General features: G+C 67.6%; 16 protein-coding genes. 7 read left to right on the forward strand and 9 right to left on the reverse strand.

Going from position 1 to position 21,307, the window contains the following annotated elements; all coding sequences use genetic code 11:
• Positions 1 to 40: 40 nt before the first annotated feature.
• From QP512_RS15155 to prpB, 6 genes are all read right to left on the reverse strand, one after another.
• Positions 41 to 4,948, reverse strand: a complete 4,908-nt coding sequence (locus QP512_RS15155; protein WP_286069443.1) for an alpha-2-macroglobulin — start codon at positions 4,946 to 4,948, stop codon at positions 41 to 43.
• A 131-nt stretch (positions 4,949 to 5,079) separates the two neighbouring features.
• On the reverse strand, positions 5,080 to 6,540 hold the full coding sequence (locus QP512_RS15160; RefSeq protein ID WP_286069444.1) for a bifunctional 2-methylcitrate dehydratase/aconitate hydratase: 1,461 nt from the start codon (positions 6,538 to 6,540) through the stop codon (positions 5,080 to 5,082).
• 72 nt (positions 6,541 to 6,612) lie between these two features.
• Positions 6,613 to 7,791 carry a 2-methylaconitate cis-trans isomerase PrpF gene (prpF, locus tag QP512_RS15165; protein WP_286069445.1) on the reverse strand — a complete coding sequence of 393 codons (1,179 nt, stop codon included), beginning with the start codon at positions 7,789 to 7,791 and terminating at the stop codon, positions 6,613 to 6,615.
• 50 nt (positions 7,792 to 7,841) lie between these two features.
• Complete coding sequence (gene acnD, locus QP512_RS15170) at positions 7,842 to 10,460, reverse strand: Fe/S-dependent 2-methylisocitrate dehydratase AcnD (RefSeq protein WP_286069447.1); 2,619 nt, start codon at positions 10,458 to 10,460, stop codon at positions 7,842 to 7,844.
• Between the two features lie 97 nt (positions 10,461 to 10,557).
• Positions 10,558 to 11,715 (reverse strand): 2-methylcitrate synthase, encoded by a 1,158-nt coding sequence (gene prpC, locus QP512_RS15175; RefSeq protein WP_108765944.1) that lies wholly within the window; start codon positions 11,713 to 11,715, stop codon positions 10,558 to 10,560.
• A 36-nt stretch (positions 11,716 to 11,751) separates the two neighbouring features.
• Positions 11,752 to 12,645, reverse strand: coding sequence for a methylisocitrate lyase (prpB, locus tag QP512_RS15180; protein ID WP_286069448.1), 894 nt, complete (start codon positions 12,643 to 12,645; stop codon positions 11,752 to 11,754).
• Positions 12,646 to 12,798: 153 nt separating this feature from the next.
• Here prpB and prpR point away from each other — a divergent pair, with 153 nt between their 5' ends.
• Complete coding sequence (gene prpR, locus QP512_RS15185; RefSeq protein WP_286069449.1) at positions 12,799 to 14,382, forward strand: propionate catabolism operon regulatory protein PrpR; 1,584 nt, start codon at positions 12,799 to 12,801, stop codon at positions 14,380 to 14,382.
• 57 nt (positions 14,383 to 14,439) lie between these two features.
• On the opposite strand, the gene QP512_RS15190 is transcribed toward prpR, so the two are convergent.
• Together QP512_RS15190 and pdxH are read right to left on the reverse strand one after the other, a co-directional pair.
• Positions 14,440 to 14,799 carry a hypothetical protein gene (locus QP512_RS15190; RefSeq protein ID WP_286069450.1) on the reverse strand — a complete coding sequence of 120 codons (360 nt, stop codon included), beginning with the start codon at positions 14,797 to 14,799 and terminating at the stop codon, positions 14,440 to 14,442.
• Positions 14,800 to 14,808: 9 nt separating this feature from the next.
• On the reverse strand, positions 14,809 to 15,408 hold the full coding sequence (gene pdxH / locus QP512_RS15195; protein ID WP_286069451.1) for a pyridoxamine 5'-phosphate oxidase: 600 nt from the start codon (positions 15,406 to 15,408) through the stop codon (positions 14,809 to 14,811).
• A gap of 40 nt (positions 15,409 to 15,448) precedes the next feature.
• Here pdxH and QP512_RS15200 point away from each other — a divergent pair, with 40 nt between their 5' ends.
• Positions 15,449 to 16,276: a kinase gene (locus QP512_RS15200; RefSeq protein ID WP_286069452.1), complete on the forward strand. Its 828-nt coding sequence runs from the start codon at positions 15,449 to 15,451 to the stop codon at positions 16,274 to 16,276.
• A 6-nt stretch (positions 16,277 to 16,282) separates the two neighbouring features.
• Here the strand turns inward: QP512_RS15200 and QP512_RS15205 are convergent, their stop codons facing one another.
• The gene (locus QP512_RS15205; protein ID WP_005410663.1) at positions 16,283 to 16,486 is read right to left on the reverse strand and encodes a dodecin family protein; all 204 of its coding nucleotides are present in this window, start codon (positions 16,484 to 16,486) and stop codon (positions 16,283 to 16,285) included.
• A gap of 98 nt (positions 16,487 to 16,584) precedes the next feature.
• Here QP512_RS15205 and QP512_RS15210 point away from each other — a divergent pair, with 98 nt between their 5' ends.
• The 5 genes from QP512_RS15210 to mdtD all read left to right on the forward strand — a co-directional run bounded on the left by QP512_RS15210 (position 16,585) and on the right by mdtD (position 21,243).
• Positions 16,585 to 17,127 carry a shikimate kinase gene (locus tag QP512_RS15210; protein WP_286069454.1) on the forward strand — a complete coding sequence of 181 codons (543 nt, stop codon included), beginning with the start codon at positions 16,585 to 16,587 and terminating at the stop codon, positions 17,125 to 17,127.
• Positions 17,124 to 18,236, forward strand: coding sequence for a 3-dehydroquinate synthase (gene aroB, locus QP512_RS15215; RefSeq protein WP_286069455.1), 1,113 nt, complete (start codon positions 17,124 to 17,126; stop codon positions 18,234 to 18,236). Before QP512_RS15210 ends, aroB begins: the two co-directional genes overlap by 4 nt.
• A 120-nt stretch (positions 18,237 to 18,356) precedes the next feature.
• Positions 18,357 to 18,596, forward strand: a complete 240-nt coding sequence (locus tag QP512_RS15220) for a WGR domain-containing protein (RefSeq protein WP_032127800.1) — start codon at positions 18,357 to 18,359, stop codon at positions 18,594 to 18,596.
• A gap of 26 nt (positions 18,597 to 18,622) precedes the next feature.
• Positions 18,623 to 19,705 (forward strand): uroporphyrinogen decarboxylase, encoded by a 1,083-nt coding sequence (hemE, locus tag QP512_RS15225; protein ID WP_012481016.1) that lies wholly within the window; start codon positions 18,623 to 18,625, stop codon positions 19,703 to 19,705.
• Between the two features lie 89 nt (positions 19,706 to 19,794).
• A complete protein-coding gene (gene mdtD, locus QP512_RS15230) occupies positions 19,795 to 21,243 on the forward strand; it encodes a multidrug transporter subunit MdtD (protein WP_286069456.1) in 1,449 nt (482 codons plus the stop codon).
• The last annotated feature ends 64 nt before the right edge of the window (positions 21,244 to 21,307 follow it).

The raw sequence follows: 21,307 nt of genomic DNA on the forward strand, positions 1-21,307 counted from the left end.
CCCGCAGGACGGGCCGCGCCTGCGCGGCCCATCCGTGGGATCACGGCTGCACCACCGTGATCGTGGTCGGGTTGCTGCGGCCAACGCCACGCAGCTGCGGCCGGTACATGTCCTCCACCTGCGGCGGCGGCACCGAGTAGGTACCCGGGGTCACCGCACGCACCAGGTAGAACACGTTGGCCTTGCTGCCACGCGACAGTTTCAGCGCGGCCACGTAGCGATCGTCGCGGAACTCTTCGTGCTTGGTATCGGCCGCTTCACTGCGGTCGCTGATGGTGATGCCATCGACCACCACGTCGGCCCACTGCTTGGCATCACCGAGGTTGAAGTTCTCGATCTCCAGGCCCGCCGGCAGCAGGTCGGTCAGCAGCGCATCCGGCATGGTGGTGTCGGCAGTGACGGTCACGCGCACGATCAGCGCTTCGCCTTCCTTCAGCGGGCGCGGCGTCCACGGCTTGCCATCGGTGCCGAAGTAGCTGCGTTCAACACCCAGCACACTGTTGTCCGGCGCCGGTGCGCTGCGCGGGATGCCGGCCACGTCGATGCTGGCAAACATCGGCGGCTGGCCCTGCGGGGTGAAGCGCACGCCGCTGGCCAGTTCGCTGGCGCTGAAGTTGCGGCCGAACAGTTTGCGCTCGCCGATGGCTTCGCTGTTGGCGCCGATCACCAGCTCACCGGCCACCAGCGCCTTCTGATTGGCAGCAAGCGCCTTGCCGAGGCGGGCGATCGCCATCTGTTCCTGCGTGCTCAGCCACATCCAGCCGGCATTGCGGCGCGCATCCAGGCCACGGCCGAGATCGACAGCACGCGCGTCCCAGGCGGGCTTGGCCAGCTTGTTCTCGTGCGTCAGCGCGATCATCAGTGCGTCATCGCGGATCGCGCTGCCGTAGTCGCCGAAGTACGACGGGCGCTCGCTGCTGGACTTGGCGAACGCCGCCGCCAGTGCCGCCTGGCCACGCTTGGCATCGCCCTGCAGCGACAGCGCCACCCCCAGATGGACCAGCGACAGGCCACCAACCGCCTTGCTGCGCTCGTTGTCGTACAGCGTGCGCAGGGTGCCCAGCGGTGCGCGGTTGACCCGCGCCAGCACGTAACCCGAATACGCCTGGTTGGCGAACTTCAGCTTCTCGCGGTCATCCTGGCCGTAGAACTGGTTGCCGCCGGACAGCAGATCCTCGCTCAGGCGGTTGAGCGCCTTCTGCAGCACGTTGTCGGGCACGGCGAAGCCGGCGTCCTTGGCATCGAGCAGGAACTCGGTGATGTACGGGGTCAGCCACGGGTTCACGTAACCGTCGTCACCCCACATCGAGAAGTTGCCATTGGCTACCTGCATCGACGCCAACCGACCAAACGCGCCTTCCATGCGTTCGCGGCGTGTCTTGGCATCCAGACCATCGGCGCCAAGCATCGACGACGTCGCCTGGTCCAGGATCAGCGCGGCGTAGCCCTTGCTGGTGGTCTGCTCGGCACAGCCGTAGGGGTAGTTCAACGCGCCCTGCAGGGCACTGGCGAACGGAATCGGCGGCAACGGGCTGACCAGCAGCCGTGCGTTCACCGACTCGGACATCAGGCCCTCGGTCAGGCTGTTGTCGAGGCTGACCGCCGCCAGCGGATCCAGCGTGCGCACCTGGGAACGCAGCACCTGCGGCCACGCAGCACGCACCGGCAGGTCGTAACGGCGGTCGGCCTTGAAGCCGTTGCCGTCCACGCGCACCCGCACCTTGGCCACGCTGTGGCCCTCGCGTGCGGACAACGGGAAGCTCAACGTGGTCTTGGCATCGGCATTCAACTGCACGCTGCGGCTGCCCTCGCCCAGGTTCAGCGGGCCCTCGCTTTCCACCTTCACGTTGAACTGGCCCGGCTTGCCGGTGAAGTTCTGCACGTCCAGGGTCACGGTGCTGCGGTCGCCCGGGGCCAGCACGCGCGGCATGCTGGCTTCGGCCAGGATCGGCGCACGCACGATGGTTTCCACGTCGCGCTTGCCGTACTGGTCATCGCTGTAGACCAGCGCCGACACGCGCAGTGTACCGTTGAAGTCCGGCACCTTCAGGCGGATGCGGGCATTGCCCTTGGCATCCAGCGGCACCGGGCCGGAGAACAGGTCCACGGTCTGCACGCGCGCGGTCGGGCGCTTGGCCTGCGGCAACGCCTGCAGCGCCATGTCGCCACCGAACTTCAGCTTGCCGCTGCTGCCGTCGAAGCTCTCGATGACCCGGCTGTAGATGTCGTAGGCATCGATGCCGAGGCGACGCTGGGCGAAGAAGTGCGCACCGGCGTCGGGCACCGGGAAGCGGGTGATGTTGAGGATGCCCACGTCCACCGCCGAGACGGTGACGTGCGCCATCTTGCCGGCCAACTGTGGTGCGCTGACCGTCACCGGCAGATCCTGCTCCGGGCGCATCTGCTTGGGCGCGGCCAGGCCGACGGCCACGGTGCGGCCCTTGCGGTCCATCGGCACATGCACCACGCCCACGGCACGGGCCGGCGTAATCTTGCTCGGCGCGCTGCCGCCCCGGAACACCAGCGCAGTGATGTAGACGTCGTGGCGTTCCCAGTCAGCGGTGACCGGAATCTTGAAGGTCGAACCCGGCTTGGCCTCGATGTCCTGCACGTACAGCATGCGGTCGGTCTCGACCATCAGGATGCCCTTGCCGGCATGCGGCGGGGTCACCGTCACCTCCAGCGTGTCACCGGCCTTGTAGCCGGTCTTGTCCAGGCCCAGCTTGACCTTGTCCGGGCGTGCATCCAGGCCCCGGTTGTCATCACCCCAGCTCCAGCCGGCGCGGAACGGATAGCGGCTGGTCAGGCCGGTGGACGGATCGAACACGTCCACCCGGTACTCGCCCCACTCCACCGGCACATCGAAGGCCACCGCGCTGCCGCCGGCATCGACGGTGCGCGTTTCCTTGTTCTCGAAACGGCGGGTGAAGTCGTAGTCCCAGCGATTGTCGTTGAAGGTCCAGTGGTAATCGCGCAGTTCGCGCACCAGGGTGATCTTCAAGCCCTTGGCCGGCTGCGGCTTGCCCGCTGCATCCACGCGCATCAGCTCGAAGCGCGCATTGCCGTTGGCATCGGCACCGTCTTCGGGATTGAACAGCGGGCGCACGCCCACCAGCGCATTGGCCGGCCACATCACCCGCTTCAGGGTGCGGGTGACGGTACGGCCGCCGGTCTCGTACAGGCTGCCGGACAGCACCACCGCGATCGGCGCCTTGGCCTTGGCGGCCTCTTCCGGCAGGGCCACGTCCTCGCGCAACTGGCCGTTGGCCGGCAGCGTGGTGTCGATCACGTCCTTGGCTTCGCGCGGCAGCTGCAGGGTCGGGTCGCCGAAGAAGTAGCCCGGCAGGCCCTCCACCGGCTGCTGCTCGGCCGCCACTGCCATGCGCGCGGTGAAGCGGTTGCCATCGGCCGGCGCACCATACAGATAGGCGCCATTGGCCTGCAGGCGCAGCTCCTCGCCCGGCTTCAGCGTCTTCTGCGCGCTGTCCAGGTCCAGCTTCATGCGCTCGGGCAGGAACTCCTCGATACGCAGGGTCATGCCCTGGATCGCTTCCTTGCTGGCCGGTTCGGTGCGGAACTCGACCTGCCAGCGCCCGGTCGGCGCCTCGGCGGGGATCACCTGCTCGAAGTTGATGTAGCCCTGGTCGCCCGGCTGCAGGCGCGTCTCGCGGAAGGTCTTGCCGTCGGGCTGCTTCAGGCGCAGGAACACCGGTTGCGCCTTGACCGGCTTGCCATCGTTGTCACGCAGCAGCGCGGACAGGCGCACGGTCTCGCCCGGGCGGTACAGGTCGCGGCCGGACCAGGCGTAGACGTCGAACCAGGCATTGTCACGGCCGGCCACGGCGAACTCGCTCAGGTCCAGCGCCGGCTGGTTGAACGGCAGGAAGCTGGTGTCCTTGCCGCTGCTGGCGACCAGCACGTGGGTGGCGTCCAGGGTGTAGTTCAGCAGTGCGTTGCCATTGCCATCCGTGCTGCCCTTCAGCACCACCTCGCCCTTGGCGTCGAGCACGCGCAGGTCGATGCCCTTCAGCGGCGCGCCGTCCTTCAGGCCGGCGGTGTGCACGAACAGCTTGTCCTTGTACGCACGGGTATGCAGGCCGATGTCACTGACCGAGAAGAACGCGGTATCGAACTCGCCCTCGTAGTCACCGGTGCGCTTGAGCAGGGCGAAGTACAGTCCCGGCTCCTGCAGTTCCTTGATGTCCTGGGTCGGCAGGTAGGTCAGCACCCGCTCGTTCTGCTTGCCGCCAAGGATGAAGCGGTTGACGTAGACCGGCTCGGCCAGCTTGTTGATCGGGGTGCGCTCGTAGTCGCTGCTCAGCTCCCAGCTGCCGCGGCGGCCACCGCGCTGGTACTGGCTGAAGAAGGTTGGCAGGTCCTTCTCGCGCACGCGCAGGAACTCGACGTCGACCTCCGGCACGTTCACCGACACCACCGGCAGGCCACGGCTGTCCTTGGCGGGCAGCACGCTGCCCTGCGAAGCGAAACCGACCACCGGCTTCAGCTCGCCGCTGAACACCTTCTGCTTCAGTTCCTTGCCCAGGCGGCTGCCATCGGCGGCCAGCAGGTCCGGCGAGACCACCAGGCTGAACTCCTTGCCGGCCTCAACGAACGGGTAGCGCAGGGTCAGGCCGTCATCGGACAGCGTCCAGCTGCTGTCGTCGGTGCCGACCTTTTCCTCGAAGCGCACCAGCGTGTCGAAGTCCTGGGTGCCGACCAGCGGGCGCGAGAACTCCAGCGCCAGCGACAGGCCGTCATTCTTCTGGTCCGGGTAGGCGCGCAGCAGGGTGAACTCCTTCACCTGTTCGGCCTTGGTGGTGATCGCTTCACCACTGGCCTTGGGCAGCTGCCCGCTGTCGTTGCGGCAGCCGGCCAGGCCCAGCAACAGGCCTCCTGCCAGTACCGCCGCCGCCCATCCCCACCGCTTCCGCCGTGCCGGACCGCTCATGTCGTCACTCCTTGATCGAAGTGGCCATTATAGGCAGGCCGCGTCAAGGTGTTGACGCGGATTCGGCAGGAATGCATCGGGGCAGTAGCGCCGGGCCATGCCCGGCGGGCCGGTCCCCAGCCAAGCGCTCCCTACCCTGGCAGGAACAGGTCCACGTAATCGGTCACCGGCATCGCCGCCAGCGCCACCGGATCCAGCGATGCCGCCAGGATGCGCTGCTGCTGGGTGGTCGGGAAGCGGTGGGCCAGGTGCCGGCGGAACTTGTCCATCAGCAACGGAATGCCTTCGGCGCGGCGACGGGCGTGGCCCAGCGGGTATTCCACCAGTACCTCGGTCAGCTCAGTGCCGTCGCTGAAGCGCACGCTCAGGCCGTTGGCGATGCTGCGCTTGTCCGGGTCCAGGTAATCGGCGCTGAGCTGCGGATCCTCATGACAGGCCATCTTCGCGCGCAGTGCGTCGATGCGCGGGTCGGCGGCGACGTCATCCTCGTAGTCCTCCGCCGTCAACCGCCCGTGCAGCAACGCGATGGCCACCATGTACTGCACGCAGTGGTCGCGGTCGGCCGGGTTGTGCAGCGGGCCCTGCTTGTCGATGATGCGGATGCAGGCTTCCTGGGTCCGGATCGCGATATGCGCGATGTCTTCGACCCGTCGCCCCATCGCGCGCAGCTGCTGGTGCAGCCTGATCGCTGCCTCCACCGCAGTCTGGCCGTGGAACTCGGCCGGATAGCTGATCTTGAACAGCACGTTCTCCATCACATAGCTGCCCAGCGGCCGCCCCAGCGTCAACGCCTGACCGCGCATGGATACGGCCTCGAAACCCCAGGTCGGTGCACTCAATACGCTGGGATAGCCCATCTCGCCGCTGGCCGCCATCAGCGCCAGGCGCACGCCTCGACTCGTCGCATCACCGGCCGCCCAGCTCTTGCGCGAACCGGTGTTCGGCGCGTGCCGGTAGGTGCGCAGCGCCTGGCCATCGACCCAGGCCAGTGACAGTGCATTGAGCATGCGCTCGCGGTCCAGACCGAGCAGCTGCGAGACCACCGCAGTGGTGGCGACCTTGACCAGCACCACGTGGTCCAGCCCGACCCGGTTGAAGGAATTCTGCAGCGCCAGCACGCCCTGGATCTCGTGCGCCTTGATCATCGCCAGCAGCACGTCGTGCACGGTCGGCGGCGGGCGACGCAGGGCCGGCGCGTTGCGCCCCAGCCAGTCGCAGACGGCCAGGATGCCGCCGAGATTATCGGAAGGATGGCCCCACTCGGCGGCCAGCCAGGTATCGTTGAAGTCGAGCCAGCGCACCATTGCGCCGATGTTGAAGGCGGCCTGCACAGGGTCCAGCACGTAATGCGTGCCGGGCACGCGCGCGCCATTGACCACGCTGATGCCAGGCACCAGCGGCCCGAGCAACTTGCTGCAGGTCGGGAAGGACAGCGCCTCCAGCCCGCAACCGAGCGTGTCGAGCAAGCAATGGTGTGCGGTCTGGAAGGCCAGCGGCGAGTCGATGCGGGCGTCGCGTACGTAATCGACGATGTCCACCAGCAGCGCATCCCACGCTGCACGTTCGTTGGATGGGGTGTGGCTGTCGGGCATCGCAGGTCTCCTCGTCGGGGGTGCACGGTTGCCCGTGCACCGTGCCAATCAAGGTTGGCATCTACCAGAGCGCTATTCGGCCGGCACCCGCACCTTGCCGTCCATCAGCACACGGGCGCTGCGACTCATGATGGCCTTGGTCACCGTCCACTGGCCGTCAACGAGCGCGGCCTGCGCACCCACGCGCAGCGTGCCGGAGGGATGGCCGAAGGTCACCGCTTCGCGTTCACCACCACCGGCCGCGCGATTGACCAGGGTGCCCGGAATCGCCGCCGCGGTACCGATCGCCACGGCGGCAGTGCCCATCATCGCGTGGTGCAGCTTGCCCATCGACAGGGCACGCGCGTGTAGGTCGATGGCCGAGGCCGGGATGGCCTTGCCGCTGGACGACACGTAGTCCTGCGCCGGCGCCACGAAGGCGACCTTCGGCGTGTGCTGGCGGGTCGCCGCGTCTTCCAGGTTCCTGATCAGACCCATGCGCAAGGCGCCGTAGGCGCGGATCTTCTCGAAGCGCTCCAGCGCTGCCTTGTCTTCGTTGATCGCCGGCTGCAGCTCGGTGCCGGTGTAGCCCAGGTCGGCGGCGTTGAGGAAGATGGTCGGGATGCCGGCCGTGATCATGGTCACCTCGAAGCTGCCCACGCCGGGCACCTCCAGGGTATCGACGAGATTGCCGGTCGGGAACATCGCGCCCGCATCGCCGTCATCGGACGGATCGATGAATTCGAGCTGGATCTCGGCAGCCGGGAAGGTCACGCCATCCAGTTCGAAATCGCCGATTTCCTGCACTTCGCCATCGCGCATCGGCACGTGGGCGATGATGGTCTTGCCGATGTTGGCCTGCCAGATGCGCACGGTGCACAGGCCATCGCGCGGCACGCGGGCGGGATCGATCAGGCCATTGGCAATCGCGAACGGGCCTACCGCAGTGCTGAGGTTGCCGCAGTTGCCGCTCCAGTCGACGAAAGCGGTGTCGATCGAGACCTGGCCGTACAGATAGTCCACGTCGTGGTCCTGCACCGAGGCGGTGGAGATGATCACGCACTTGCTGGTGCTGGAGGTGGCGCCGCCCATGCCGTCGGTCTGCTTGCCATACGGATCGGGCGAACCGATCACGCGCATCAGCAGCGCATCGCGTGCGGCGCCCGGCACCTGCGCGGCTTCGGGCAGGTCCTGCAGGCGGAAGAACACGCCCTTGCTGGTGCCACCGCGCATGTAGGTGGCGGGAATGCGGAGTTGGGGGAGAAATGCCATGAAAGATCCCTTGCAATGAAAGACGGCCCGTTGCCGGGCCGTCGGTTGCGTCACGCTACCTTGGCGCCTTCCAGGAAGTCCTGTGCGAAGCGCTGCAGCACGCCGCCGGCCTCGTAGATGGCCACTTCCTCGTCGCTGTCCAGGCGGCAGGTGACCGGCACGATCAGGTCCTGGCCGTCGCGGCGGTGGATGACCAGGGTCAGGTCGGCGCGCGGGGTACGCTCGCCCACCACGTCGAAGGTCTCGGTGCCATCGATGCCCAGGGTCAGGCGGGTGGTGCCCGGCTTGAACTCCAGCGGCAGCACGCCCATGCCGATCAGGTTGGTACGGTGGATGCGTTCGAAGCCCTCGGCCACGATCGCTTCCACGCCGGCCAGGCGCACGCCCTTGGCGGCCCAGTCGCGCGAGCTGCCCTGGCCGTAGTCGGCACCGGCAATGATGATGAGCGGCTGCTTCCGCTCCATGTAGGTCTCGATCGCTTCCCACATGCGCATGACCTTGCCTTCCGGCTCCACGCGCGCCAGCGAACCCTGCTTCACGCTGCCGTCGTCGTTGCGCACCATCTCGTTGAACAGTTTCGGATTGGCGAAGGTGGCGCGCTGCGCAGTCAGGTGGTCACCGCGATGCGTGGCGTAGGAATTGAAGTCCTCTTCCGGCAGGCCCATCTTCGCCAGGTACTCGCCGGCGGCGCTGGAGGCCAGGATCGCGTTGGACGGCGACAGGTGGTCAGTGGTGATGTTGTCCGGCAGTACCGCCAGCGCGCGCATGCCGGCCAGCGTGCGCTCACCGGCCAGTGCGCCCTCCCAGTACGGCGGACGGCGGATGTAGGTGCTCTGCGGGCGCCAGTCGTACAACGGGCTGACCGCCGTGCCGTGCTCCACGCGCACATTGAACATCGGGTTGTAGACCTTGCGGAACTGCTCCGGCTTCACCGAAGCCTTCACCACCGCGTCGATCTCGGCGTCGCTCGGCCAGATGTCCTTCAGGCGCACCGCGTTGCCGTCAGCGTCCAGGCCCAGCACATCCTTCTCGATGTCGAAGCGCACGGTGCCGGCGATGGCGTAGGCGATCACCAGCGGCGGCGAGGCCAGGAAGGCCTGCTTGGCGTAGGGGTGGATGCGGCCGTCGAAGTTGCGGTTGCCCGACAGCACCGCCGTGGCGTACAGGTCACGGTCGATGATTTCTTGCTGGATCTTCGGGTCCAGCGCGCCGCTCATGCCGTTGCACGTGGTGCAGGCGAACGCCACGATGCCGAAGCCGAGCTGCTCCAGGTCAGGCAGCAGGCCGGATTCTTCCAGGTACAGCTGCACGGCCTTCGAACCCGGCGCCAGCGACGACTTCACCCACGGCTTGCGCTGCAGGCCGCGCGCATTGGCGTTGCGTGCCAGCAGTGCGGCGGCAATCACGTTGCGCGGGTTGGAGGTGTTGGTGCAGCTGGTGATGGCGGCGATGATCACCGCGCCATCAGGCATCAGGCCCTGCGCCTGCTCGGCCCTGCCCGCTTCCAGCTTGGCTTCGTCGGCGATGCCGCGCTCGGCCAGCTCGGCGGTGGCCACGCGCTTGTGCGGGTTGGACGGGCCGGCCATGTTGCGCACCACGCTGGACAGGTCGAAGCGCAGCACGCGCTCGTACTGCGCGGTGGCCAGGTCATCGGCCCACAGGCCGGTGGTGCGTGCGTAGTTCTCCACCAGCGCCACCTGCGATTCCTCGCGGCCGGTCAGGCGCAGGTAATCGATGGTCTGCGCATCGATGTAGAACATCGCGGCGGTGGCGCCGTATTCGGGGCACATGTTGGAGATGGTGGCGCGGTCACCGATGGTCAGTGCCGCCGCACCCTCGCCGAAGAATTCAAGCCAGGCGCCGACCACGCGCTCCTTGCGCAGGAACTCGGTCAGGGCCAGCACCACGTCGGTGGCGGTGATGCCCGGCTGCGGGCGGCCGCTCAGTTCGACGCCGACGGTGTCGGGCAGGCGCATCCACGAGGCGCGGCCCAGCATCACGTTCTCTGCTTCCAGACCGCCAACACCAATGGCGATCACGCCCAGCGCATCCACGTGCGGGGTGTGGCTGTCGGTGCCCACGCAGGTATCCGGGAAGGCCACGCCGTCCTGCACGTAGATCACCGGCGACATCTTCTCCAGGTTGATCTGGTGCATGATGCCGTTGCCCGGCGGAATCACGTCCACGTTCTCGAACGCCAGCTTGGTCCAGTCGATGAAGTGGAAGCGGTCTTCGTTGCGTCGGTCTTCGATGGCGCGGTTCTTCTCGAATGCCTGCGGGTCGAAACCACCGCATTCCACCGCCAGCGAGTGGTCGACGATCAGCTGCACCGGCACCACCGGATTGACCTTGGCCGGGTCGCCGCCCTTGTCGGCGATCGCATCACGCAGGCCGGCAAGATCCACCAGCGCGGTCTGGCCGAGGATGTCATGGCAGACCACGCGTGCGGGAAACCACGGGAAATCCAGGTCGCGGCGGCGCTCGATCAGCTGCGCCAGCGAGTCACTGAGCGTGGCCGGGTCGCAGCGGCGCACCAGGTTCTCGGCCAGCACGCGCGAGGTGTACGGCAGCGTGGCGTAGGCGCCGGGCTGGATCGCGTCGGCGGCGGCGCGCGCATCGAAATAGTCCAGCGTGCTGCCGGGGAGGTTCTTGCGGTAATCGGTATTCATGGGCTGGCGGAGTACTTGAGGCGGGCCGGGTGCCGTCGAAGCGGCAACGAAGGCATCCGGCCGGCGCGCGGCCGGCCGGATGGGTACAGCAGGTGGATCAGGCGCGCTTGTCGATGGCGACGAACTCGCGATCTTCCGGACCGATGTAGTTGGCGCTCGGTCGGATGATCTTGCCGTCGATGCGCTGTTCGACGATGTGCGCGCTCCACCCGGCGGTGCGGGCGATCACGAACAGTGGGGTGAACATCGCGGTCGGCACGCCCATCATGTGGTAGCTGACGGCGCTGAACCAGTCCAGGTTCGGGAACATCTTCTTGATGTCCCACATCACCGTCTCCAGGCGCTCGGCGATGTCGTACATCTTCATGCTGGACTGTTCTTCGGACAGCTCGCGGGCCACGTCCTTGATCACCTTGTTGCGCGGATCGGACACGGTGTAGACCGGGTGGCCGAAACCGATCACCACTTCCTTGCGCTCGACGCGGGCCTTGATGTCTTCCTCGGCTTCATCGGGGTTGTCGTAGCGCTTCTGCACTTCGAACGCGACTTCGTTGGCGCCGCCGTGCTTGGGGCCGCGCAGCGCGCCGATGCCACCGCAGATCGCGCTGTACATGTCGCTGCCGGTGCCGGCGATGACGCGGCAGGCGAAGGTCGAGGCGTTGAACTCGTGCTCGGCGTACAGGATCAGCGAGGTGTGCATCGCCTTCACCCACGAATCCTGCGGCTTCTCGCCGTGCAGCAGGTGCAGGAAATGGCCACCGATGGAGTCGTCGTCGGTCTCCACGTCGATGGCGCGGCCGTTGTGGCTCCAGTGGTACCAGTACAGCAGCATCGAGCCGAGGCAGGCCATCAGCTTGTCGGCGATGTCACGCGCGCCCGGATGGTTGTGGTCATCCTTTTCCGGCGCCACGCAGCCGAGCACGGACACGCCGGTGCGCATCACGTCCATCGGGTGTGCCGACGGCGGCAGTTCTTCCAGCGCCGCCTTCACCGCCGCCGGAATGCCACGCAGCGACTTCAGCTTGGCCTTGTAAGAAACCAGCTCTGCGCGGGTCGGCAGCTTGCCGTGCACCAGCAGGTAGGCGATTTCCTCGAATTCGCTGGTGTTGGCCAGGTCCAGGATGTCGTAGCCGCGGTAATGCAGGTCGTTGCCACTGCGGCCGACGCTGCACAGCGCGGTGTTGCCGGCGGCGGTGCCGGACAGGGCGACGGACTTCTTCGGCTTGAAGGTCGGGGTTGCGGTCGTATCGTTCATGTTTCCCTCCGAAAACTTGATGGTGCAGGGTACTGCTTATTTCTTGGCGGCGAACAGTGCATCGAGCTGCTGCTCGAACGCGTGGTAGCCGATGCGGTCGTAGAGTTCTTCGCGGGTCTGCATGGTCTCCACCACGTTGCGCTGGTGGCCATCGCGGCGCACCGCCTGGTAGACGTTCTCGGCCGCCTTGTTGGCGGCGCGGAAGGCCGACAGCGGGAACAGCTGGATCGCAACACCGGCCGAAGCCAGTTCATCGCGGCTGAACAGCGGGGTGGCGCCGAACTCGGTGATGTTGGCCAGCACCGGCACCTTCACCGCGTCGACGAAGCGGCGGTAGGTCTCCAGGTCGTAGGCGGCCTCGGCAAAGATGCCATCGGCACCGGCCTCGACGCAGGCGATGGCGCGCTCGATGGCCTTGTCCACACCGTCCACCTGGATGGCGTCGGTACGCGCGATCAGGAAGAAGTCCGGATCGGTCTTGGCATCGGCGGCGGCCTTCACGCGGTCGACCATTTCGCCCTGCGAGACGATTTCCTTGCCCGGGCGATGGCCGCAGCGCTTGGCGCCGACTTGGTCTTCGATATGGCAGGCCGCTGCGCCAGCCTTGATCAGCGACTTCACGGTGCGCGCGATGTTGAAGGCGCTCGGGCCGAAGCCGGTGTCGATGTCGACCATCAGTGGCAGGTCGCAGACATCGGTGATGCGGCGCACGTCCACCAGCACGTCTTCCAGCGTGTTGATGCCCAGGTCCGGCAGGCCCAGCGAGCCGGCGGCAACACCGCCGCCGGACAGATAGATGGCGCGGAAGCCGGCGCGCTTGGCCAGCAGGGCGTGGTTGGCGTTGATCGCGCCGATCACCTGCAGCGGCGATTCGGCAGCCAGTGCCTCACGGAAGCGGGCACCGGCGGAAGAAGGAGTGGAAGCGGTCATGCGGCAATCCAGGTTGGGAACGGGATAGAGGGCGCAAGCACCATGCCAAGCTGCAAGCGGTTGATTTCAAAGGCATGACCGCATTGCAACGATGAAACAAATGAAACACTGAAACAGATGTATCATGAAACACCCCTACCCCTTGCGGCTGCCATGTACCTGCCCCGCTCGCCCCTGCGCCATGCCGATGCCGACCCCGGACGCCCGGTCATCTGGACCGTCAGCGTCTCGCGCCTGACCGGCCTGCTCGGCGATGTCATCCCCGAATTCGACCGCCGCGCACGCATCGAGCAGATCAACCTGGGTTTCGAGGAAGCGGTGGATGTGATCGGCCAGCGCCTACGCCGCGAGCACTGCGACGTGGTCATCGCCGGCGGCTCCAATGCCGCCTGGCTGCGCGGGCGGCTGGAACTGCCGCTGGTGCCGATCCAGGCCAACGGCTTCGACCTGATGGAAGCGCTGGCCCGGGCACGACGGATCGCCAGCCGCATCGGCCTGGTCACCCACGCCAGCGACGTACCGGTGTTCAGCAACTTCCAGCAGAGTTTCGGCCTGGACATCGAGCATCGCCGTTTCGTCACCCGCGAGGATGCGCGCGACTGCATCGCTGACCTGCGCGCCAATGGCATCGAAGTGATCGTGGGCACCGGCATGGCCATCGACCACGCCGAACAGGCCGGCCTGCCCGGCGTGCTGCTGTACTCGGCCGACTCGGTGCGGCAGGCGTTCGAACATGCGCTGGAACTGACGCAGGCGCTGGCCCGCTCCGGCGGCAGCCGACTGGCGCCGCGTCGCCGCGCCACACCGCGCAACGATGCTCACGATCTGCTCGGCGACAGCGACGCGATGGCGCAGGTGCGCGCGCAGATCGCGCTGTACGCGCCGCATGACAGCACCGTACTGGTCACCGGCGAAACCGGCACTGGCAAGGAACTGGTCGCGCGCCAGCTGCATGCCGCAAGTGGTCGTCGTGGGCGCTTCGTCGCGCTGAACTGCGGCGCGATCAGCGAATCGCTGCTGGAAGCCGAGCTGTTCGGCTACAGCGATGGCGCCTTCACCGGTGCCCGCCGTGGCGGACGCGTCGGCCTGGTTGAAGCCGCCGACGGCGGCACCCTGTTCCTGGATGAGATCGGCGAACTACCGCTGCCCCTGCAGACCCGCCTGCTGCGGGTGCTGGAGGAGCGCGAAGTCCTGCGCGTGGGTGCCACCGAACCGACGCCGGTGGACCTGCGCGTGGTTGCCGCGACACTGCAATCGCTGGAACAGCGCGCAGCGGCTGGCAGCTTCCGCCGCGATCTGTATTACCGCCTGGCCGCGCTGCGCATCGCCCTGCCCTCGCTGCGTGCGCGGCGTGGCGACATTCCAGTGCTGGCACAGCACTTCTTCCGCCAACTGCGCGGTATCGACGCGCCACTGGATGACGCTGCGATGGCAGTGTTGACCGCCGCCGAGTGGCCCGGCAACGTGCGCGAACTGCGCAATCTGGTGGATCGCCTGCGCATTCACTGGCAGCCGGCTGAAGGGCCTATTGATGCCGCGCGACTGCTGCAGCTTGCGCCCGAGCTGACAAGCGAAGGCGCGACAGCACTGCCACTGGAAAGCAACGGCAAGCGCCCGCCACGTGTGCAGCTGGAAACATTGCTGCAGGAACACCGCAATGACCGCGAGGGCATGGCGCAGGCACTGGGCGTATCACGCACCACGCTGTGGCGCTGGCTGCGCGCGGAGGGGTTGTAGAGCCGAGCCCATGCTCGGCTGATGTTCCCGCGGAAGCAGCCGAGCATGGGCTCGGCTCTACAACGGCAGCCCGCCGGCCAGCAGCAGCTCGATCTCCTCCACCTGCACCACCGGCACTCGCCACGGATGATGCGGCACGATGCCCTGCTCCAAGATCCGCTGCAGCCGCTGCGTATCCCGAGGCAGGCAGAACTCCAGGCGCACGCTGTCGACCACTTCGGTGCGTCCTTCCTCCCCCTGGACGGGCGACGCCCCCACCCGCGGGCGGAACTGCTCGAACCCCGGCGCCGACCACCACATACCGTGCTCGTAGTCGCCGGCCGCCAGTGCGTCCACTGCGAGGATGCCCTGCTTCACCGCGTCCAGTGCTGCCGGCGGCACGAACACCACCACGCGGTACAGCGGCAGGCGTTGCATCGGGTTGCCTTACGGATACAGCAGGCGCTTGCTCCAGTGCCCTTCGGCGCCGGCTTCATAGCACCAGCGTTCGTGCAGGCGGAACTGCGCGCCGTACCAGAACTCGATGCGGTCGGGCACCACGCGCAGGCCACTCCAGCCCTGCGGGCGCGGCACGTCCTTGTCTTGGAAGCGCGCTTCGACCTCGGCCACGCGCGCGTCGAATTCCTCGCGCGTTGCCAGCGTCTTCGACTGCTGCGAAGCCCAGGCGCCGATCTGGCTCATGCGCGGCCGGCTGGCGAAATAGGCGTCGGCCTCAGCATCGGCGACCTGCTCGACGCGGCCTTCGATGCGTACCTGGATGCCGGCCTCGCGCAGGCTGCGCCACAGGAACAACAGCGCAGCCTGGGGATTGGCCTGCAGTTCCCGCCCCTTGTGGCTGTCCAGGTGGGTGTAGAACACGAAGCCACGCTCGTCGAACGCCTTCAGCAGCACGGTGCGCGCCGAGGGACGACCGTGCGTATCGGCGGTGGCCACGGTCATCGCATTCGGCTCGACCTCGCGGCTCTGTTTGGCCTCGTCGAACAGGGCGGCAAAGGTGGACAGGGCTTCGGCGTACAGGTCGCTCATGATTGCGTTCTTCTCACACGTATTGGGCTATTGTGGCTTCATGGCCGCTGCTGCGTATATGCCCCAGGTGAAAGGATTCCCGGAAACATTGGCCGACCAGGCGCTGGACGATGCGCTGGGCAGCGGCGCAGCGGTTCCAGTATTGGCGATCAGCGGCCTGCAGGGGAGCGGCAAATCGACGCTGGCCGCGCAGGTGGTGGCACGTGCACGGGCGCGCGGCCTGAACGCGGCGACGCTGTCCATCGATGACGTCTACCTGACCCGCGCACAGCGCCAGCGGCTGGCCCGACAGGTGCACCCGCTGCTGATCACCCGCGGCCCACCCGGCACCCATGACCTGTCGCTGGCCCACAGCGTGCTGGACGCGGTAGCCGCGCGCCACCCCTTCGCATTGCCCCGTTTCGACAAGCTGGCCGACGAACGACTGCCCGAAGCGCAATGGCCACGTATCGAGCAGCCCCTCGACCTGCTGGTGTTCGAAGGCTGGTTCCTGGGCACGCCCGCTCAGAACGACGACGCACTGGACAGCCCACTGAACGCGCTGGAACGCGAAGCCGACGCCGACGGCCGCTGGCGTCGCTGGTGCAACCAGGCGCTGGCCCGTGACTACCCCGCGCTCTGGCAGCGCTGCGACCGCCTGTGGTTCCTGCAGCCGCCGGATTTTTCAGTGGTGCCGCGCTGGCGCTGGCAGCAGGAGCAGAACCTGCAGGCCGCGCAGCCGGGCCGGCACGGCATGAGCCGGCCACAGCTGGAGCGGTTCGTGCAGTACTACGAGCGGGTCAGCCGCCAGGCGCTGCGTGCCCTGCCCGCCCTCGCCGACCACGTGGTGATGCTGGACGGACAGCGACAGGTGCAGGCAGTGCGTTGAGCACGCCTACTCCACCAGGAAGGTCACCCGCAGGTTGACCCGCCATTCGGTGATCTCGCCGCTGCCGTTGGTGACCACCTTGGTCTCGTTCACCCAGGCACCCTGGATGCCCTTGACCGTCTCGGAGACCTTCTTCAACCCGCTGCGTACCGCGTCCTCTACGCTTTTCGGCGAGGAGGCGGTGATTTCGATGACCTTGGCGACCGTCATGGCCTGTACTCCGGCTGGCGCGGGAAACCCCGCAGGAACGCCCACCCTGACGTGAAGAACGTAAAGGCCGGGGCACGGAGGTGTTAGCATCAGAGGGCATGAATCCCGCTCCGAACCTGATCCTGATCGGCCCGATGGGCGCCGGCAAAACCTGCATCGGCCGCCGCCTGGCCGAGCGCTTCACGCTGGACTTCGTCGATGTCGACCAGGCCATCGTCGATGCCGCCGGCGCGAGCATTCCGACCATCTTCGAGCACTCCGGCGAAGCCGGCTTCCGCAGCCATGAACGCCAAGCCCTGGCCCAGGTGCTGGCCGGTCGCGGCCAACTGGTTTCCACCGGTGGCGGCGCGGTGCTGGATGCGGACAACCGGGCGTTGATCGCCCAGCGAGGCTTCGTGGTCTACCTGCGTGTCAGCGTAGCCGCGCAGCTGGAGCGCCTGGCCCGCGACAAGGGCCGGCCGCTGCTGCAACGCCCGGACCGCGAGCAGGTGCTGCACGACCTGGCCGCACACCGCGACCCGCTATACCGCGAACTGGCCGACCTCACCCTCGATACCGACCCGTACACGGCTGCCGATGCGACTGCCCAGCTGGTGGTCAAGCTGGCCACGCAATGGCAGCGCCAGGACCTGACTGCATGACTTCCCCCGCCCTGCTGCAGGTCGCCGTTGGCGGCGACCGCCCCTACACCATCACCATCGGCGCCGGTGCGCAGGCCGATGGCGCCGCGCTGGCCGCGCACGTTCGTGGCCGCCATGTGCTGCTGCTCAGCGACAGCGAAGTAGCCACGCGCTATCTGGATGCCGTGAAGCAGACCCTGCTGGCCGCGCGCCCCGACCTGATCATCGGCGAGCACGTGCTGGCCGCCGGTGAGGCCTCCAAGACGCTGGCCGAATTCGGCCGCGCGATCGAAGCGCTTGCGGCGCTCGGCGCCACCCGCGACGCCTGCGTGTTCGCCCTTGGCGGCGGCGTGGTTGGCGATCTGGCCGGTTTCGCTGCCGCCTGCTGGATGCGCGGCGTGGACTGCGTGCAGCTGCCGACCACCCTGCTGGCGATGGTCGATTCGTCGGTGGGCGGCAAGACCGCCGTCGACATCCCGGCCGGCAAGAACCTGGTCGGCGCCTTCCATCCGCCGCGTGCGGTCATTGCCGATACCCGCGTGCTGGCCACCCTGCCGCCGCGCGAACTGCGTGCAGGCCTGGCCGAAGTGGTGAAGTACGGTGCGCTGGGCGACGCGGTGTTCTTCGAATGGCTGCAGCAGCATGCCGATGCGCTGGTCGCCGGTGAAGACCACGTGCTTTCCGAAGCCATCGCGCGCAGCTGCCGGCACAAGGCCGCGATTGTCGAACGCGACCCCTTCGAGAAGGGCGAGCGTGCCCTGCTCAACCTGGGCCACACCTTCGGCCATGCCATCGAAACCGAACAGGGCTATTCGGCCCCGGGCCGCGATGCACTGAACCATGGTGAAGCCGTGGCGGTGGGCATGGTGCTGGCGGCGAAGCTGTCCACCCACCTGGGCCTGGCCGAGGATGCCGACCGCCTGCGCCTGCAGGCGCTGCTGGAACGCCTCGGCCTGCCGGTGGCGATCCCGGCCGGACTGGACCCGCAGGCCCTGCTCGGCCGCATGCGGCTGGACAAGAAGAACGTGGCCGGCCGCCTGCGCCTGGTGCTGTGGCGGGGCATGGGCCGCGCCGAAGTGGTGCCGGACGTGGATGAGGCGGCGGTGCTGAAGGTGCTGGGCGCGGGCTGACCTTTCCGCGTTCGGCGGGCATGGCCCGGCGCTAACGGATTGTGCCGCGGCATGAAGCGCAGCCGAGCGTGGGCTCGGCTCTACAGGTCCGTGCCGCCCCGGGGCGATACAATCGGCGCCATGCACGTCTACCTGCAACATCCCGACGCCGGTGCGCAGGCACCGCGCTTCCTGCGCCTGAGCCTGCAGCCGGACCTGTTCGGCGGCTGGGAGCTGCTGCGCGAGAGCGGCCGTGTCGGCAGCCGCTCGCAGCTGCGGCGCGAGCTGTTCCTGCAGGCCGACGAAGCCCGCCATGCCTTCGAGAAAGCCCGCGATGCCGAACTGCATCGCGGCTTCCAGATCCTTTCGCACGGCGACTGACGCCGCTGCCAACTTTCGTCCAAGGAATGCCCATCGTGACCAGCCCTCTCCGCAACGATCGCCTGCTGCGCGCCCTGCGCCGCGAACCGGTGGACTGCACCCCCGTCTGGCTGATGCGCCAGGCCGGCCGCTACCTGCCGGAGTACCGCGCGACCCGGGCCAAGGCCGGCAGCTTCCTGGCCATGGCCAAGAACCCGGAGATCGCCTGTGAAGTCACCCTGCAGCCGCTGCGCCGCTTCCCGCTGGACGCCGCGATCCTGTTCTCGGACATCCTCACCATTCCCGATGCGATGGGCCTGGAGCTGTACTTCGTTGAGGGCGAAGGCCCGAAGTTCCGCCACCCGGTGCGCGATGAAGCCGCCATCGCCAGGCTGGCGGTGCCGGACATGGAACAGGACCTGGGCTATGTGATGGACGCCGTGCGCCTGATCCGCCGCGAGCTGGACGGCCAGGTACCGTTGATCGGTTTCTCCGGCAGCCCGTGGACGCTGGCCTGCTACATGGTGGAAGGCGGCGGCAGCAAGGATTTCGCGCGCATCAAGGCGATGGCGCTGAACCACCCGCAGGCCCTGCACCGCCTGCTGGAGGTCACCACCGACGCGGTCATCGCCTACCTCGGCGCGCAACGCGCAGCTGGCGCGCAGGCCCTGCAGGTGTTCGACACCTGGGGCGGCGTGCTGTCGCCGGCGATGTACCGCGAGTTCTCGTTGCGCTACCTGCAGCGCATCGCCGAAGGCCTGGAACGCGGCGAAGGCAGCGAGCGCACGCCGCTGATCCTGTTCGGCAAGGGTACCGGCCTGCACCTGGAAGCGCTGTCGCAGACCGGCGCCGATGCGCTGGGCCTGGACTGGACACTGGACCTGGACGAGGCCATGCGCCGCACCGGTGGTCGCGTCGCCCTGCAGGGCAACCTCGACCCGACCACGCTGTACGCATCGCCGGATGCGATCGCCGCCGCTGCCGCGCGCGTGCTCGATACCTATGCCGCGGGCAATGGTGGTTCGCGCGAGGGCCATGTATTCAACCTCGGCCACGGCATGTCGCCGGACATGGACCCGGCGCACGTGCAGGTGCTGGTCGACGCAGTGCACGCGCACAGCCAGCGCTGAACCCCGGCACGGGCCACGGCGCGGCATTGATCGCGCCGTGACCCGCATTGCGCGATCATGGCGCCCCACGCTGCACCGGCCCCCACGCCATGTCCGAACCGTCGCCCGCAGGCGCGCCCGCACCCGACACCGCCGCATCCGCCGCCGAATACGCCCGTTTCCGCCCGCTTCTCTGGCTGGTTTCGCTGGCGATCTTCATGCAGATGCTCGATTCGACCATCGTCAACACCGCGCTGCCGGCGATGGCCAAGAGCCTGGGCGAAAGCCCGTTGCAGATGCAGTCGGTGGTGTTCAGCTACGCGCTGGCGGTCGCCACCTTCATCCCCGCCTCCGGCTGGATCGCCGACCGCTACGGCACCCGCCGCACCTTCCTGGTAGCGATCATCCTGTTCACCCTCGGCTCGCTGGCCTGCGCGCTGGCCCAGCACCTGCACCAGCTGGTCGGCGCGCGCGTGCTGCAGGGCATCGGTGGCGCGATGCTGCTGCCGGTCGGCCGCTTGGCGGTGATGCGCTCGGTGCCGCGCGAGGATTTCCTGCGCGCGATGAGCTTCATCGCCATCCCCGCCCTGGTCGGCCCGTTGATCGGCCCCACCCTCGGCGGCTGGCTGGTGGAAATCGCCTCGTGGCACTGGGTGTTCCTGATCAACCTGCCGATCGGCGTGATCGGTTTCATCGCTGCGATGAAGATCATGCCGGACCACTACGCCAGCCATCGCACCCGCTTCGACCTGCGCGGCTACATCATGCTGGCCTTCGCGATGGTGGTGCTGTCGCTGGCACTGGATGGCATCTCCGGACTGGGCACGCCGCACGCACTGATCATGCTGATGACCGTGGCCGGCCTGGCCGCGCTGGTCGGGTACTGGCTGCATGCGGCCAATTCGACCGCACCGTTGTTCTCGCTGGCGCTGTTCCGCGTGCCCAGCTACCGCATCGGCATCCTCGGCAACCTGTTCTCGCGCATCGGCAGCAGCGCCATGCCGATGCTGATCCCGCTGCTGCTGCAGGTCGGCCTGGGCCTGGGCCCGATGAACGCCGGCCTGATGATGGTGCCGGTGGCCGCCGCTGGCATGGTCTCCAAGCAGCTGGCGGTGAAGCTGGTCGAACGCTTCGGCTACCGCCGCGTGCTGATGGTCAACACCGTGCTGGTGGGCCTTGCGATGGCCAGCTTCATCCTGATGACACCGGGCCAGCACCTGGCCTGGCGCCTGCTGCAGCTGGCGTTCTTCGGCGCGGTCAATTCGCTGCAGTTCACCGTCATGAACACCGTGACCCTGCGTGATCTGGACCGCGAGTTCGCCAGCTCCGGCAACAGCCTGCTGTCGATGGTGATGATGCTCGCGGCCGGCTTCGGTGCTGCTGCCGCCGGCAGCCTGCTGGCCGCATTCGGAAATCATCTGGACAGCACCGATGCCACAGCGGCGTTGCATGCCACCTTCCTGTGTGTGGGCGCGATCACGCTGACCTCGACGATGATCTTCTGGCAGCTGCCCGATACCAAGCCTGAGCCACGGCAGGTCGAGCACGTCGCGGAGTGAGGGGGTTCTGCAGGGCGTGCGGCCCTGCACCCGCAGAGGCCGAAGCAACAGCAACAGCGAGCAT

Origin of the sequence: Stenotrophomonas sp. 57, assembly GCF_030291075.1 — a bacterium.
Taxonomy (GTDB): domain Bacteria; phylum Pseudomonadota; class Gammaproteobacteria; order Xanthomonadales; family Xanthomonadaceae; genus Stenotrophomonas.